11 protein-coding genes are annotated in these 15,897 nt (G+C 58.5%); 3 read left to right on the top strand and 8 right to left on the bottom strand.

Features of this window, described 5'->3' with window-relative positions:
* Window positions 1-20: 20 nt before the first annotated feature.
* The 4 genes from ACVWYP_RS15445 to ACVWYP_RS15460 form a co-directional block, all read right to left on the bottom strand.
* Window positions 21-1,535, bottom strand: a complete 1,515-nt coding sequence (locus ACVWYP_RS15445; RefSeq protein WP_080583617.1) for an FAD-dependent oxidoreductase — start codon at window positions 1,533-1,535, stop codon at window positions 21-23.
* Window positions 1,536-2,781: 1,246 nt separating this feature from the next.
* Window positions 2,782-2,946: a hypothetical protein gene (locus ACVWYP_RS15450; RefSeq protein WP_253592502.1), complete on the bottom strand. Its 165-nt coding sequence runs from the start codon at window positions 2,944-2,946 to the stop codon at window positions 2,782-2,784.
* 1,147 nt (window positions 2,947-4,093) lie between these two features.
* Window positions 4,094-5,212 (bottom strand): branched-chain amino acid ABC transporter substrate-binding protein, encoded by a 1,119-nt coding sequence (locus tag ACVWYP_RS15455; protein WP_026192388.1) that lies wholly within the window; start codon window positions 5,210-5,212, stop codon window positions 4,094-4,096.
* Between the two features lie 1,180 nt (window positions 5,213-6,392).
* A complete protein-coding gene (locus ACVWYP_RS15460; RefSeq protein WP_018270225.1) occupies window positions 6,393-8,108 on the bottom strand; it encodes an MFS transporter in 1,716 nt (571 codons plus the stop codon).
* 977 nt (window positions 8,109-9,085) lie between these two features.
* Here ACVWYP_RS15460 and ACVWYP_RS15465 point away from each other — a divergent pair.
* Both ACVWYP_RS15465 and ACVWYP_RS15470 read left to right on the top strand, forming a co-directional pair.
* On the top strand, window positions 9,086-9,349 hold the full coding sequence (locus tag ACVWYP_RS15465) for a Flp family type IVb pilin (RefSeq protein ID WP_016842074.1): 264 nt from the start codon (window positions 9,086-9,088) through the stop codon (window positions 9,347-9,349).
* Window positions 9,350-9,516: 167 nt separating this feature from the next.
* Window positions 9,517-10,098, top strand: coding sequence for a LabA-like NYN domain-containing protein (locus tag ACVWYP_RS15470; RefSeq protein WP_016842073.1), 582 nt, complete (start codon window positions 9,517-9,519; stop codon window positions 10,096-10,098).
* 700 nt (window positions 10,099-10,798) lie between these two features.
* On the opposite strand, the gene ACVWYP_RS15475 is transcribed toward ACVWYP_RS15470, so the two are convergent.
* Both ACVWYP_RS15475 and ACVWYP_RS15480 read right to left on the bottom strand, forming a co-directional pair.
* Window positions 10,799-11,152, bottom strand: coding sequence for a hypothetical protein (locus tag ACVWYP_RS15475; protein WP_016842072.1), 354 nt, complete (start codon window positions 11,150-11,152; stop codon window positions 10,799-10,801).
* 506 nt (window positions 11,153-11,658) lie between these two features.
* Window positions 11,659-11,820 (bottom strand): Dabb family protein, encoded by a 162-nt coding sequence (locus tag ACVWYP_RS15480; protein WP_016842070.1) that lies wholly within the window; start codon window positions 11,818-11,820, stop codon window positions 11,659-11,661.
* Window positions 11,821-12,399: 579 nt separating this feature from the next.
* On the opposite strand from ACVWYP_RS15480, the gene ACVWYP_RS15485 reads away from it, so the two are divergent.
* Window positions 12,400-13,542, top strand: coding sequence for an 8-amino-7-oxononanoate synthase (locus ACVWYP_RS15485; protein WP_016842069.1), 1,143 nt, complete (start codon window positions 12,400-12,402; stop codon window positions 13,540-13,542).
* A gap of 841 nt (window positions 13,543-14,383) precedes the next feature.
* Here the strand turns inward: ACVWYP_RS15485 and ACVWYP_RS15490 are convergent.
* Both ACVWYP_RS15490 and ACVWYP_RS15495 read right to left on the bottom strand, forming a co-directional pair.
* A complete protein-coding gene (locus tag ACVWYP_RS15490; protein ID WP_233475711.1) occupies window positions 14,384-15,133 on the bottom strand; it encodes a carbonic anhydrase in 750 nt (249 codons plus the stop codon).
* A gap of 8 nt (window positions 15,134-15,141) precedes the next feature.
* Window positions 15,142-15,861, bottom strand: a complete 720-nt coding sequence (locus tag ACVWYP_RS15495) for a thermonuclease family protein (RefSeq protein WP_018270226.1) — start codon at window positions 15,859-15,861, stop codon at window positions 15,142-15,144.
* Window positions 15,862-15,897 lie beyond the last annotated feature (36 nt).

Below are 15,897 nucleotides of genomic sequence, written 5' to 3' on the forward strand. Positions count from 1 at the left end.
TCCGTTTGATAATCATGCCCTTAGGTGAGCTGCGTGATTATTCTTCGAGCGATCCGCAGGGCGTTCGCCTGAATGGTGAATGTCGGATTGACGCCTCCGGAATAGGGAAAGAAGCCGCCATCCGCGACATAGAGATTGTCGATGTCATGCACCCGGCCCCAGCGGTCGACCACGGATTGTGTCGGGTCGACGCCGGCACGGCAGCCGCCATGCAGATGTCCGCTGCCGAACTGATAGTTGGAATCCTGAAAATCGACTTGTTTCACGCCGGCCTCCGCCAGCAAGTTCGACGCGCGTCGGCACAAATAGCCTAATCGGCGTTTGTCCAGCGGATGGGTACAGTAATCGAGAATGATCTTCGGCAAACCCAGCCGATCCAGGCTGGTAGCCAGTCGGACCGCATTGCTGTGCATGGGTTGGTCGGCCGCCAGGAAATGCAACCGTAGTGTTATCTTTCCGTCGTGGTCCGTGCGCTCAACCCGACTTGCTTCGTAGATCATTCCGCCGAGCCCCGAAGGAGCCTCCTCGTCCAGGTAGTGATCAGAGATCGCAACGGTGGAGAATGGGCCACCGGGCGGGCGCGCGGACATCGGATCTATTGCGATGCTACCGGACACGTAGCCGCTGATTTTGAACGAGATGCCACTGCCGACCATGCCGGAGGCGTTGCCGATGCCGTTGGGCGCTGCCCGCTGAGCCGATCTTAGCAGTAGCGCGGCAGACTGCACTGCATTTCCGGCGAGTACCACGCAGCGGGTGCGGACCCGCGCACGTTGTCGGCTGAGGGTGTCCAGCCATTCCACCGAATCCGCGCGGCTGACGTTGGCCAGATCGATGCGTACAGCCTTGCTGCCGACTGCAACCGTCAGCGCGCCGGGCGGCAGGGCGACATCTGTGAACGGCGAACGTGCGTCGGCCCTCGCGCCGGTAGGACACGAGTGTTCGTTGCAAGGTCCGTCGCAATCACAGGCTGGCCGGCCGCGATAGGGTACGGAGTTGATTGCCAACGGGGTGGGAAAAGGCAGCTGGCCTAAGCGTCCGCCGGCATCGGCGATCAACCGCCCCTTCGCGCTGTAATCATGCGGGGGCAGAACGGGAGGATCGCTCGGTGGTTCGAATGGGTCCGCTCCGGCTAGGCGGGCCACTCCCATGCGCCGTTCTAGCTCCTCGTAAAACGGGCGTAGTTCGGCGTAGTTGATCGGCCAGGTAGGGTCAAGCGCGTCTCCGGCTACATGCGCTCGCGCATCGAAATCGATGGTCCGATAGCGGAAGGCTATTCCGGCATACAAAGTCATTCCGCCGCCGAGCGCGCGCACAGTCCAGGGACGTCCAAACGACGTCAACGTACCTGCCGCAGACCTTACTAGGGCGGTATCCATACCATCTTGGACGCTCGCCAGCGAGGCGCCGGGGGGAAGCGCCCGACCTTCCTCGAGAAGGAGCACTCGCAAACCGTGTTGGGCGATCTCGTAGGCCACGGTCGAGCCGCTGGCACCACTCCCGACAACGCATACATCAACGATATCGGCCGTCACTATCCCACCTCTGGCAACAAATATCGACGATGCGCAATCAGAGCCCTATTGATCAGTGACCGGCTGTCCCAGATAACTGCCATAGCCAACGATGAACGCACGGCATTGCACGATTGCCCCAGACTATACAGTGCGGCTTGGCTCGGTTGCCAATGATCATCTGCCGGGTATCATCTGCCAAGTATCATCGCGAACGACCGAGAGATCGTACAATGTGACGCTACGTACGATTCAAGGCCGTCCAAGCCACTACCGCGTAAATATTACAGATGGTTAGGTCGGGCGGTTGTCCGATCCACCTAACCTGTGTAGCTGACGTGGGTGAGCAAACGTGTCTGCACGATTTGCGGGCGCTCGCGAGCTACTTGGGTTAAGCGTCACAAAGGCCATGCGGGCAGCATTTCGAAGGCCACCAGGACTGTTGTCTCCTAAACTTCTAGCAATCATCAGACGGGGGTTAGCTGGAACAGCAAAGCTGCGCATTTATCGGAAAAAAGCCCGGCCTCATTCGAGGGCCGGGCGGAAGTCAGTCTGGGCGAACGAGGCTGCTAAGCGTCGCGCCAGCTCGCGTCGACAGAGGGAGGGCTGCCGACGGTTATTTGCGGTGATGCATTCACCGCAAATTTCTAATCACAAAAGGATTGATGTCGGTCTGGCGTTGTTTCCTTTTTTACCAAGGCGATACTCACCAATGCGCCGACAGCCCGGGATCATCTATCCTCGACGCCACTCATCTTATCGATATGTTCTTGACGATCCTCGTAAAGCAAAGTCGACCGCTTAGGTGTCGTTGTCGCGCCTCTGGCGGAGGAGCCCCGCTGGCTTGTCCGAGGCCCCTCGCGTCCTGCTTTGAGATGCTACAACGTGACGCTAGGTACGAATCAAGTTGTTTGAGCTGCGGCGCGCGCCATTAAAATCTGAACTCCGATTTCTAACAGGCAGCTAATCAATCCGCGAGCTGCCGCAACAGTGCATGCCATATTCTGCTTATGTGCCTGTGCTTGTACCACGTGAGCGCTTGGAGATTTTACCAGCGCGGTTTGTGGAGTCTCCGCACAGATCACTGCAGCGACGAAGCTTTGCGACCGCAGGTTAGGTCGCGCACGCTGTAATCACGCTCAAGTGGTTCCAGAAAGCACAGCCGAGCGAACGCGGCTGCAGGTCGAATAGCGTCGGTACGGATCGGAACTGGCGTGCGCTTGTTGATTTGCTTGTACGAAGAATACGAAGCGGCGGCCAAAGAAATTCAGCGCAGGAAGCATGAGCGCGGAATTCCCCCAGTAATTCGATCTCGCAGAAAATCAACAGCATGACCGTTCCATTCAATGAGCTCCCTACGCCTAAGCTCCGGGATCGTCCGATTCGCTTGCGCAGTCGAGAGGCCGCATGCATCGGCGACGTCTTGCTGCATGACGGGGACATGAAGACGACCATTGTCCAGCAGCCCACGAGCTCAAGCCGCGCAGATAAGAAAGGGAGGCGGCGCTTCTGCTCGATCGTGTTGGCCGTCATGCCCGCCAAGATTCTGTACGGAATGCTCGGATCTGTGACCGCAATGGCACACTGAGCCGAGGTAGCGAGATCGTCCGACCGCAGCGTACCGTGTTTAACGGCGTAAAAATACGGGACTCCAGTACAATCCAAGCGAAGGATGTGCTTGAGCCGTCGCTCGTGATCACCTACTCGAAATGAGGTCCAGCATGAGCCATGCGGCCGGGGACCGCTCCGAAGTGTCGATAGTGACAGAAAAAGAACGAGAGTTGGCGCGGTGCAGGCAGGAAATAGCGCGTCTCAAGAATCTGGTAGTGCAGCTTTCTCAGCTCGTCTTGCGGCACGTCGCGGAAAGTAGCGAGGACCGGAAGCCGCAATCCAGGTGAATCGCTTGGGCGTGTGATCATATGTGACAGAGGACGGCAACTAGACGATTTCCGCTGTGATCCGCAGCGCGGCGGCCCCAGGGGGAGGGGGAGCGGCCCCGCCTTGTTTCCCCGAGGCGGGGCCGCTCAATTTCCGGTCGAACTTTTTCGTGGAACGAAGCGCCCGAGCTAATGCGCGTCGCGTGGCCTGATAGCCGAAACTCTCCATAAGCCGAAACCGGTGACTACAGTCCGGCGAAGGGACGCCTTATTCGTGCCGCCGCTAAACGTCTGCGTTGGGCCAAGTCATCAGCTTCAATTGAGTCCGGCCCGTGAGGCGTCGAACCGGTGCAGGTTGTGCATCGATCGGAAACTAGATCCAAACTGCGCATATGCGCGGCGCTCGCTTTAGACCGATGGCGGTTTGCGGACACCGAGCTGCTCGATGACGCGCTTTGATATGTCTGCTGGATCGCCAACCCCGCTTGTGCCAATCTCGATGACCTTCTTTGCGACGATTTCGGCGATAGGGTCGTCTCGATCAACCAAGCGGAGCGAGCGCATTGTCCGAGCATACGCTGACCGCAGACATTCAATTTGTTCCGGCGGCAGCTTGCTGCCTTGGAGCAATCGATCGATCGAGATTGATCCCCGTCCTACCTCCATGGGGACGCTAACTTTGATATCTTGCACTAAGATACGTCAGAACGCGGTCGGGTTAGTCTCGCTATAGCCACCTTTGTCGTCCCACCTATAAACGACGTAGTCGAGCTGCTTGATGTCGCCCTTGGCGTCGTATTGCAGTGTGCCGATCACAGTGTCCCAAGAGCCCGCTTTAATCGTGTCCATCACCTGTTTCGGATCTACGGTGCCAACTTTCGTTGCGGCTTGCGTCCAGACCTGCACCGCAGCGTAGGTATATAGCGTGTAGCCCTCGGGGTCGATATTCTTGGCTCTGAACTTATCGACGATCGCAGCCGCCGTCGTCTTCTTGCGTGGGTCGGGCCCGAAAGTGAAGAGCGTACCTGCTCCAGCTGCGCCGGTAATCGAAGCATATTCCTTATCAGCCAACGCGTCACCCGACATCAGGACGGTCTTGAGGCCCTGATCGCGCATCTGGCGCAAGATAAGGCCCGCTTCTTGGTGATAGCCGCCGACATAGACGAGGTCGATATTGTCACGCTTCAGTCGCGAGACAATCGCATTGAAATCCTTGTCGCCCTTATTGTAGGACTCGTACATCTTTTCAATGACACCGGCCTTATTGAGTGCCTTCTTCGTCTCGTCGGCAAGTCCCTTTCCATACGTTGTCTTGTCATTCAGAATCGCGATGTTCTTGCCGTTGAATTGCTTCGCGATATACTGGGCGGCAACCTGGCCCTGCTGGTCGTCACGGCCGCAGACGCGCGCCACGTTCCATAGCTTGCGTTCGGTGAATAGCGGGTTGGTCGAAGCCGGCGTGATCTGCAGCACACCGCCATCCGCATAGGCTTCCGAGGCCGGGATCGATGACGAAGAGCAAAAGTGCCCAGCAACGAACGGGATCCTGGCGGCAGCGACCTTTTCCGCTACCGATCGCGCCTGCTTGGGATCGCAGGCATCGTCCTCGATGTCGAGGGCTAGCTTCTTGCCGAGTACGCCGCCGGAAGCGTTGATCTGCTCCACCGCCATCTCGGCGCCGTTCTTCATTTGCCGACCGAAGGCGGACTCGCCCCCGGTTATCGGTCCAGCGACGGCGATGGTGATTTCCTCAGCCAATGCCGCGGTGAATAGCACAATCGATGCTCCAAGTGCAAAGCCGATTAGCTTAAGTGATTTCATGGGGAGTCCTCACAGGGGTGAACGCGGCGGCGAGCAAGCTTGAGCAGAGCAAGGCGACCGCGCGGCGGTCAGTGGCAGGAAGCAGCCCGAGATAAAGTGACGGTCGCGCATCGAACCGTTCGATTGCGCCGCTATGTGAGAGCAGGAGTCTACCTTGACTTGATGAGACAACGGTTCGTACTGCAGGAATATACAACGGTTCGGGAGCTATCGGCAGACAGCCCATCGCTGCGCGTCCAATCTCATACCGCCCGCTAGCTCAACGAACAGGGCTATCTTAGTTGGAGACTAGCTGAATCGGGTGTTTATGAAAGAGATAGATCGGTCCGTAACGTACAGGCTCGTCGCGTCAGAAGCGTCGTCGCTTGAGCCACGCGGTCGATCGAGCCGAAACGAGAGACGGTCGTTCAGCTCGTGCGCGATCATCGTCTTTCGAGACGCAGAAACACTTGATGCTCGACGGCGTGATCGCCTTGATAACACGCGCAAGGCAACCAGCGCGGTTTCAAATGAAGGCAAAGACGAGCAGGCTCGAGCAGAGTAGTGCGAAGCTGGTCGCGGTCAGCACAAGGAGGCTACCGGAGACAAGATCATGATTGCCCATGAAGCGCACCCTCGATTGCAGCTAAGGAGAGACGCGCAGCAGCAGCTCGTCTCTTTGAGCTTCGACAGCAAATTATGCGATTCTGGTTGCGCTATTTCCGCGTCGTCCGGGTGAATGCTGCATTTTTGCGGCATCATTCAGCGGTATTCTGTTGAAGTTCGGCGTAAGAAGTGGGGCGGATGGAGGCTCGAAACGTCAGAAATAGACAGCTCTTATGCGGCGAGCGTCGAATGGTGATTTGGCGCCCGGGGCGAAGCTGAGGGCCCACCATCCAAGGAAGCGCCGCCGACGGCAGGCGAGCACAACGTATTGCTAGACTAGCTTGGTGACGCGACCATCGGGAGATGTACGGCTGGCCAACAGCAAAGCCACCGTACGCGAGTAGGCGCGTCGAACAAGAGCTTACAAAGCCCGAGCGTTTCATTGCGCTTGACGGAAATCGTCGCGCGATTATCGCTTAGTCGGCCTGACGCCTTCGTCGATTTTCGCGAGGGCAAGGCAAGGAGCGTCCAGCTAGGCGCCTTTCGTGTGATGAAGTGTTGATTGCTGCGTTCCGGCCCCTGCCAGCAGGCTGGGTCACTTGATTGGGCGGAGTGGCCGGCTACGTAATGCCTTCGTCGGGGTTGCGATCTCCCCTCGCATTTCGCCAGCTGCGTACTCGGTCGCATCGTCGTTCGAGTGTACCGAGCCGAACGGCCTTTCCAGCATACGACGGACCCGTATCGGCGCGGGGCCGACGTGGAAATGAATTGCCCGCTGCTCTAGTATACGTTCCGACCGCGTCGAGCGGTTCCGCCAACGCAAGTAGTCGAGCCAGGTCGGGCAATGATAGCGCTCGGTCCACATTTCCGGATCGGCAATGTCGCGCGCGATCGACCAGCCGTAGGCGCCGTTGCGCTGGCGAGACAATTGCACATCTTGCATAACACTATGAAACGCTCTGGCATTCTCCTGTGCAACGCGGTATTCGATCTCCACGACGAGCGGGCCGCTGCGTCCGGTCAAGGCGAGCCGTACCTCGGGGTCGGCGAGCGGCTCAGGCTCCTCACCCCGCGCTCCGATGCGGGGCATGGGCAGCCAGCGGCCGATGAGTGGTGAGGCAAGCATTAGGGCGGCCGATACCAGCAGCGCCGTTTCGACGCCGGCCGCGTCGGTCAGACGGCCCCAACCCCAGCTGCCGACGGCAATCCCGCCTGAGCTCGCCGCCTGATAGGCTGCAAGCGAGCGTCCGGCCACCCAGCGCGGCGCCGACAGCTGCACCCCAATGTTGAATACCGCCCACACCATCATCCATACGGCTCCCGCCAGGACGAGCGCCGCCGCGGTCAATACGGGCTCGTGACTGAGCGCAACCGCGGCCATCGCCGCGCCCATGGACAGCGCACAGGCGCGGATCGCGGCCTCGCCGCTCAATCGCTTGCGCAGCTCGGTGATATTCAGTGCACCGACCACCGCACCCAGGCCAAAAGCGCCAAGCATGATGCCGTAGGTCTGCGCGTCGCCATGCAAGAGATCGCGCGCCACCAGCGGCATCAGAGCGGTGATCGCACCGCCAATGATGCCGGTTACCAGGCTACGGATCAGCACAATCTTGATCGACGGCGAATTGCTGATATAGCGTACGCCAGAAACCATCGCGCGGCTCAATCTTTCAGGCGGCAGGCGTGAGGGTGCGCTGATGCGTTTCCAAAGCAACAAAGCGATAATCAGCGGCACATACAGCAACGTGTTGAGCGCGAAAGCGGCCACTGCACCCGCGGTTGCCACCACGACTCCGCCGATTGCCGGACCTATGCTCCGCGCGATATTGTAGCTGATGCCGTTCAGAGCGATCGCCGCAGGCAGCTGTGCTTCCAGGGGAACTTGTTCGCTAACCGACGATTGCCAGGCCGGTCCCATCAACGCCATGCCACTGCCGACAACGAGGCATAGCATGAGCAAGAGGTTTGGGGTGGCCAAGCCAAGCCAGGCAATCACCGTCAACCCGGTCGCTCCGGCGAGCGCCAATCCAATGGAGACCAGCGCCACGATGCGGCGGTCATACATATCCGCGATCGCCCCGGCTGGCATCGAAATCAGCATCACTGGCAGTAACAGCGCGGTCTGCACCAACGCGACTTTGTCGGCCGACGACGTCATCTGCGTCATGGCCCAGGCTGCGCCAACACCTTGAATCAGGATACCGACATTGGACAGGAGGCTCGCGAGCCAGATGCGCCTGAAGGTCGCGTGCCGCAGCGGCGCCGTGATGCCGTCGGCGCTACGTGTCTGGGCTTGAGGTGAATCGGTCATATCAGCTCGTGATAATCTACCATGATTTGATCTTGCTAGGGATCACAAGGGTGTTCCTGGCGCGATATCGCGTCAGATCCTGGCATGGTCGTGAAATGAGATGCTTCGATCGCGTTTGGTTGACAGTGATCTACTGCTTCTGTCGCCTTGCGCCTGATAGCAAAGGCAGCGGCGCAGAAAACAGGAACAGTCACCATCGCCGGTGCTGCAATCTCCTATCGCAGTAGGATCGCTTTCTAATCGTGATCGGATGACTTAAAGCCTGCCTCATACCTATTCGCTCCAGCACGCTGGTTGTATGCTCTTGTTGAGAGGTTGTGCTCGCTGGCAGATGCCCAGTTTTGTACGAGGCGGACAATGCGCGAGACCTCTAAGCGGGACACGGTCTGCATTGCGAGAAGCTGAACTAGCTCCCAGGAACCGCATCTCCATCTCGCGGGATTCTTTTGGGGCGGCGCATCAGTCAGCCTCTAAGAGAGGTCCGCCCGGATGATTTAGACGCGAAATGCCGAGTTCATTGCTGCAGCTGCATCCGCTTTTCGCGAGGGGCTGATGACCGCATTGCTGCGCTAGTGTGCCACGGCGGCATTTAGACCAGGCGCGGGATCTTAGGCTGGGTCATGATGTCAAAACCTGCTCGGGATGGTCAATTCTCGGGTGAAGGTGCACGTGAGACGCTCGGGGGATAGGAAACGAGCTGGTTCGTCCCTTGCGTACTGAGTTCGTTCGAGCGCAGCCGAAGGGAATCGAGGTATTCATTGCCGGCATGGCAGACGGACATGGCAGAGCCGCTCTAGATCATCGGGGACGACAGATGAGCAGTGGAAGAGCGATGCGCAAGCAGGAGACTGTGCGCCTCAAAGCGCATGTCGTGAAGATTTAAGATAACGTCACGTGACATAGCAATAAGGGCTGGGAGTGACCGGAATTGCTACAGCAGAATTCCAGGCCCGGAGGGCGCCAGAAATGACATTGTCATGAGATCATTCGCTTTTCAGCGGTTTTGGCCGAACAAGACTGGGGCGACCTCCATCGAGTACGGTCTGATCGCGGTGGCGGTCTCCGTTGCACTTATCCTTGCGCTCAACGGTCTTCGTGCAAACTATAACGCTGATTGCAGTGCTGTGCCTGCGCGCAGCGTTTCGACCGGCGAGTTCGACAAGATGGATCTCGCACGCGAACCCGGCACAGGCAAGCAACAGAACTTCGAAAAGGCCTCCGCTGGATCCTTGGGCCGATGATGTGAAGTCGATGGAATAAGAAACGCGACCGGTGTTATGAGCTCGATAGAAATCTCGTCCCATGCCATTGGAAGAGGCCCCTTCGCCGCCGACCCTCCAGCTCCTCGTAAGTGGCTAGTTCACAGCCTGCGCGGCCCCGCGCAACCATTCTGCAAGCCGGAGCAGTGATGTCCCGATTCGAAAAGCTTGCCATCTTTATCGACGGTCCCAACCTCCACGCTACCTGCAAGGCGCTTGGTTTCGAGATCGACTACAAGCGCCTGCTTGAGGAGTATCGGAGGGCGGGCCGGTTGCTGCGGGCATTCTACTACACGGCGACTGCCGAGGATCAGGAGTATTCGTCGATCCGTCCGCTCATCGATTGGCTCGACTATAATGGCTACACCGTCGTCACGAAGGCAACCAAGGAATTCCTTGACGCCAGCGGTCGGCGTAAAGTGAAGGGTAACATGAACATCGAGCTTGCGGTCGATGCCATGGAACTCGCGGGGCATATCGACCAGATGATCCTGTTCTCTGGTGACGGCGACCTCCGTTCCTTGGTCGAGGCCGTGCAGCGCCGCGGCGTCAGTGTCACCGTCATCTCCACCAATACGATCCAGCCGCCGATGATCGAAGACGAGCTTCGGCGGCAGGCAGACGACTTTATTGAACTAGCACAGTTGAAGCCGAAATTGGGCCGCGATCCGACCGAACGGCTCGGGCCCGCGACGGGGGCTGGCAAGCGAGAGTCAGCCAGCGCGGAATAGCGCATATGGTGATGCGGGGACGACAAGTGGCCATGATACCCGGCAGTCCCGCCGGCGCCATCCGACAGCACGACCATCACATGATGGCTTGCTCCTGCCAGGGGCGTCTCGCGCCTGTTATGGTGTTCTAGACGCCGATGCCATCCTCTCTCGCAACGGTCGGCTCCAACAGCGCTTGTTGCTTGTAACGCGGTGCGCTCTCGGCAGCGCGACGTCCGGCGTCCTCAGGTGGGTCTGACGATAGCTTCGGCCGCATCTCGCACCGGCTGACACGGTGCGCTGGACCGGTGGTTGGATTGTCGTAGTTCGCTCCCAAGCCGCATCAGGCTGCACCGCAGCCACAGCCCTTCCTGCTTCTCGTGCGTGCTACGCCGAAACAATGTTTCAGCATATGCCCGCATGCGGAATCGGTAAAGCAGTCGGTAGAAATGACTGGCCATATCCTGCTCTTGGTCCATTTCGCCAACGAGAAGCTTTTCATGCCATCATTGTCTTCAGTTAGCGCGATGTTTGAATGCAATTTTGGCCCAGCTCACGCATGAAACCGGCCTTGAAGTGCCTCTCTTGATGAATTTTCATCGCCCGGATCGTGGTTCACGAGATAAAGCCGCAGTGAGCAAATTTGATCTCCGCCATTCAAACTTGGCTATGAGTGAGTCTTGACGACGAAGATCAAGTCGATGTCGTGCAGCACTTAGCGTCATCTACGATCAAATCGCCGTGCTAGGATGCCGCGAGAATTCGTGCAAGCCGCCATAAAAGCATCTAGCAGGATGTGAAGACTTTCAACGTCTGCTAACAACCTATCCGATTCTTCGCGCTCTGTTGTGCCGAGCGCATAAGATGCGCAAAGTCGCCTGGCGTGGTTGACCCTTTCGCGGCCGTTTGCGGCTCGCTTTTCGGCAAACTCAAGCTGCGTGGGATCATGACGGAGCTTGTCCAACTCGCCGAGCAGCAACTTCGTGACCGTTTGTCGCTCATAGTTGGTGATATCCGCGCTGTAGAGCACGCTGAGATAGCGATCGATGTTGGCGCGTGCGACGTACCGGTACATGTCGCCGGTCCCCTGTGTCCGGGGCGGTCCCTAGGTAAGAGCCCATTGTACCGTCCAACGGCATCGAGCACTAGCAATTGTCACTGCTTGCGCCCGCCATTGCGGCACGGCTCGACCGTTGCGTTCGATTATCATGGCGCGGATGGTTCAGAACGTGCCCTTGTGGTGCGCGTCGACGATGATAGCGCGCACGCCCGTTTCGCACGAAACCCGTGCCGGTTTTGAGGTCGATGCACTCCCGGCACCGGCGCGCTTTCTAGCCGTGATCGGCAACCGGGAAGCGGGGCAAAAACAAACACCGCCAGACATCAGGTATCGAATTGCGCCGCTCCGTTGGGTGGCGCAGACTCTTGGCGTCGACCGTCGGGTTAACATCCGCACGTAGGCCATGCGCGGCGGCCAAGCTGGCTCATTCCTTCTTCCGCGGCTAAGCGCGTATCTGTGCGCACATCGTAGTCGGCCGCAAATCGTTTCTCCCGGAGTGGTCGTACCAGCCTGATCGCCTCCTAGCATAGGCCATGCGCTTTACGAGCTCCGACTTCCGTCTCGTTGTCGAATTCGGCATAGACCACGACGTCGATATCGTTGTCGAACTGGTCGATCTTGCGATTGCGAGCGATCTCGAGCCGACGTGCATGTGGGATTGTTGTGAAAACCGGCAGGAGCATGATGGTCCGAAGCTTGTTTGCAAGTCGGTTAGACAATTATCGTTAGGTTGTCACGCCGCAGCGCGTCATGAAGGTCCATGGTTTGAAGCGCTGGAATTGACAATGGTGTCGCGAGTGCTCCGGTACGGAACGTGCGCTCCTGATACGATCAGATCATGCTCCCTGAGCAAACGCGCTCCGATTGTCCGTTTTGTACAAAGTTTGCGCGCGCATGAGGAAGCACAATCTGCCACATAGCTAGATGAGGGCGGAATGGCCCGCACCGCCACTGGTTCACTCTCTCGGCGGACGTTGGGTGAGGGAGCCTGCTTGCAAGTCAAAGATGTACGATTAGTCGCGCCGCTGAGCGATCTTGGTGCGTTTGGTCGCGACGGCCAAAAGCGGGATTCGGCCGAGCAGGAGGCTTGTTCGCCGGAGGGCAGTCCATTACCGATGGACTTTAGGTGCCGTGCTTCTCGGCCAGCGGCGCTTCGATTTGCTTGCAAATTGTCGTGCGTCGATGACATGACTCAAGCTGAGATCCGTGCCACGAAGACTCGGTCGGTAGCGCGCTGCCGCGGGCGGTAGGAAATTCGATCAATGAATACGCCGCTTGATGGCTATGTCTCGGCCCTAAAAGCCTTGAATGAAGACGATCGGCTCCGTGGCCTGAAGCCGCGCAAAGGGACCGATTTTGCTTCAAACGACTATCTGGCGCTGGCGAGTGCGCCCCGTATGAAGAAGGCGTTGTTCACCGCGCTCGATGCCGGAACGCCGATCGGAGCCGGTGGGTCACGGCTCCTGCGCGGAAATTGTGAGGAGCACGAAGCTCTCGAAGCGGATGCGGCGCGGTTCTTCCGAACGGAGACAGCACTGTTCTTCGGCGGCGGTTACATCGCAAATTTTGCCGTTCTGACAACGCTGCCGCAGGAAGGCGATTTGCTTGTTCTCGACGCGCTCGTGCATGCTAGCATTCATGAAGGCGCACGAGCGAGCCGAGCCGAGTTCCGGATAAGCGCCCATAATGACCCCCAGTCGATCGAAGACACGATTGGCGACTGGCGCGCCAGGGGCGGAAAGGGACGCGTCTGGATCGTGGTAGAAAGCCTCTACAGTATGGACGGAGACTTCGCACCGCTTACAGATCTGGTCGCAATCGCCGAGCGCCATGAAGCGTTTCTGGTCGTGGATGAGGCACATGCCACAGGTGTTTACGGCGAGCAGGGACGGGGCCTTACTGCGCCCTATGAAGGGCGCGAAAATCTCTTAGTGATCCACACCTGCGGCAAGGCGCTGGGCGCGGCGGGTGCCCTTGTCACGGCTTCCGGCGTATTGCGCGACTTCATGGTCAATCGGTGCCGTCCATTCATTTTCGCTACCGCTCCGTCACCCCTAATGGCCGTCGCGGTGCGAGAGGCAATCTTAATCCTGCAGGAGGAACCCGACCGGCAACGGCATCTGATCGATTTGATCGACTTTGCACATCGGCAGTTCGCTGTGTGCGGTCGCGCGAGCTCTTCGAATTCACAAATCGTTCCTTATGTTGTGGGCGACAACGCCCGTGCGATGCGGCTCGCTTCTGCGCTACAGGCGCGCGGCTTTGATATCCGCGGGATACGGCCGCCAACGGTGCCTGTGGGAACGGCACGGTTGCGGATCTCGCTGACACTTAACGTCGGGCAAGATGATGTATCCGACATGATCGATGCGTTGGTCGAGGAGACCTGGGGCGACGTGCAGTGAGGCCGCGCAGGATGACCAGGCTGATGTCGGGATCGGCAAAACGGTCTTCACAGGTGCTTGCCGACGCACCCGCTTCGGAATTCAAATTGGCAAGGCGCACCCGCGCAGAGCTACTACAGCTCGTTGGACAAGTTCTCAGGACGTCCATCAATCCTTGAGTGCCAGGCTCGACGGATGTAGGCGACGCGCAGAAGAATATTCTGCGTTCCAGCCCGTGATCGCAACTGTCGCGCGCGCGAAAATTGCCGGTTTATTGCGGATCCAAAGTATGGTCTTACAGTTTCAGCGATGCTGCGTTTCCGAGATTGGCGGTCGCTTCGTTGGCTGATGCAGGAGAGACCGTCAGATGCCGTCGCGAGCAACAGTGTTCCTCACATCAGCAGGCTGGACCGCCGTCGTGATCCTAATTCTGCTGTATGTGATCTTCAGCCCGATCTGAGTCGGGGGGCTTAACGGAACGATCTCTATCGGTTCCAAAACGGATGATCGGGCGAGGATATGAAATTTGTCCGGTGTCGCCGAGCCCCGCTTCGATCCCGACATCCATCGCAGCGTATTTCTGCGGCTTCAGCCAACTGTGTTGACCAGTGCATTGACGGAAGGCATTGACCCTGTTCGGTCGCGGCATGAATTGTGTGGGTGCTGGCCGCGCGTTGCCAACACAAGTACGTAAAGTAAGAGGAGGATAAAGAGCCCGCGCATACAAAGTGGTGTCCTGTCCCGAAGCTGTATGTCAATTGTGCAGCGGATCACATCCGGTGCATCTACCGATGGACGGGTGAGTTTTGCGGAACGCAACCGAAGCCGTGCTGGGCGGTTCAAACGACTGCGAAAGTGCAGGTCAGTTCAGTAGATCGACCCTGCCGGTGTCGAGCCGGTACAGACCCCCGACGACCTCTAGTCTGTTCTGCTCAACTGCCGCGTTCAGAACCGGGCCCGCCGATTTAAGTTTCTCGACGTTATCGATTACGTTTTGCCGGGTGGCATTGGCGAACGCATCACCGGGTTGCTGGCGCGATTTCCGAACGGCAGGCGCAAGCGCAGTGACGAGGGATGGAATATGCCCCGGCGCCGGCTTGTCGTCGTTGAGCGACTTGATCGTGGCGTCTATCGCGCCACAATGATCGTGACCGAGTACTAAAATCAACGGTGTATTTAGCACAGCGACCGCGTATTCCATGCTCGCGATCGTGACATCGTTGGCAAAATTGCCGGCGAGGCGGCAGACAAACAGGTCACCAAGTCCGCTGTCAAAAGCAAGTTCAGGCGCTATGCGAGAATCGGCGCAGCTCAGAACCGCCGCATATGGATTTTGTCCATCGACTAAAACCTGACGCGCGCGCTTGAAATCGTCGCCTCGTGATGCGCCCTGGACAAATCGGTCATTACCTTCGATCAGCCGCCTGAGCGCAGCATCCGGCGAGAGCAGATTGTCCGGCTTGGGCAGCTGTTTTGCTTCCTTCGCATTAACGATGTTGTCGCCGAGCCGCATGCCAACCGCCGAAAACGCGAACAGCGACAGCAATAGCGACCGGCGCGACGGCTTGATCATCGGCGAGCAAGACATATTAGGGGAACGGTCTGCGTGCATGTGTCGCCTCATCGCGCCGCTTTACGCCATCCATTGGCTTCAGCCTCCGCTTCGCTGCAGAACCATCGATCACCCAGCTTCTTCGTCATATCGATTTGTCCGTAACCAAGTTGCCCGGGCATGTGATAAATGCGCTCGCCCCCGCGGCCCAGCGTGCCCTTTATCAGACATTCGGGTGAGGGCGGGTCGGATAGCAAAGCGGATCCGAGCAGGAGTTCCTGAGTGTCGATCGGTATCGAGCTCGCGCCGACAACGATCGTCCCCTTGTTGCGGCGACGCCAGTCCCAAGGAGCGATGAACGCCCCCGACCATAGGCCCGCATAGGCATTGCTCGCTACAACCTCATAGATAATGTAGGTGTGAGGATCGGATGATAGTGCCCAGCCCGAGCTTATCATCCATGCGTTCACGTCCTCGCCCGCGATAAAGCAGCTGCCGAGTGACCGGCCGTACTTATCCACCCCTGTGGTATGACAATCCCACGTTCGTCCATTCGAATGCCTGATAAGCTCATCGCGAGCAGCTATGCCGCAAGCCCATTTCTGGCCGTGGGCGTCGAGGCAGATCTGATCCGTCTCTGGCGCCTCGATACCCGAAAGCCGAATTTTGGTTTGCTCGATCTCAATGGTATTGCCATCGACGATGCGCGGAGGGCCGCTGAGTTTCGCTGCGCAAGCCGGAGACGTGATGATGGCGAGCAATGCGGTTATCATCGCGCGACGTTTCATCCCGACAGCCTTTCGCTCTTGGTCCGTGCGCTCAGA

This window comes from Bradyrhizobium sp. USDA 3262, from assembly GCF_054060035.1.

Bases quoted from the DNA above. Each gene is read 5' to 3' on its own strand.
- ACVWYP_RS15450 (WP_253592502.1), bottom strand. From the start codon at position 2,946: ATGCAGCAAGACGTCGCCGATGCATGCGGCCTCTCGACTGCGCAAGCG.
- ACVWYP_RS15490 (WP_233475711.1), bottom strand. From the start codon at position 15,133: ATGCACGCAGACCGTTCCCCTAATATGTCTTGCTCGCCGATGATCAAG.
- ACVWYP_RS15480 (WP_016842070.1), bottom strand. From the start codon at position 11,820: ATGCTCCTGCCGGTTTTCACAACAATCCCACATGCACGTCGGCTCGAG.
- ACVWYP_RS15460 (WP_018270225.1), bottom strand. From the start codon at position 8,108: ATGACCGATTCACCTCAAGCCCAGACACGTAGCGCCGACGGCATCACG.
- ACVWYP_RS15455 (WP_026192388.1), bottom strand. From the start codon at position 5,212: ATGAAATCACTTAAGCTAATCGGCTTTGCACTTGGAGCATCGATTGTG.
- ACVWYP_RS15495 (WP_018270226.1), bottom strand. From the start codon at position 15,861: ATGAAACGTCGCGCGATGATAACCGCATTGCTCGCCATCATCACGTCT.
- ACVWYP_RS15475 (WP_016842072.1), bottom strand. From the start codon at position 11,152: ATGTACCGGTACGTCGCACGCGCCAACATCGATCGCTATCTCAGCGTG.
- ACVWYP_RS15485 (WP_016842069.1), top strand. From the start codon at position 12,400: ATGAATACGCCGCTTGATGGCTATGTCTCGGCCCTAAAAGCCTTGAAT.
- ACVWYP_RS15470 (WP_016842073.1), top strand. From the start codon at position 9,517: ATGTCCCGATTCGAAAAGCTTGCCATCTTTATCGACGGTCCCAACCTC.
- ACVWYP_RS15465 (WP_016842074.1), top strand. From the start codon at position 9,086: ATGAGATCATTCGCTTTTCAGCGGTTTTGGCCGAACAAGACTGGGGCG.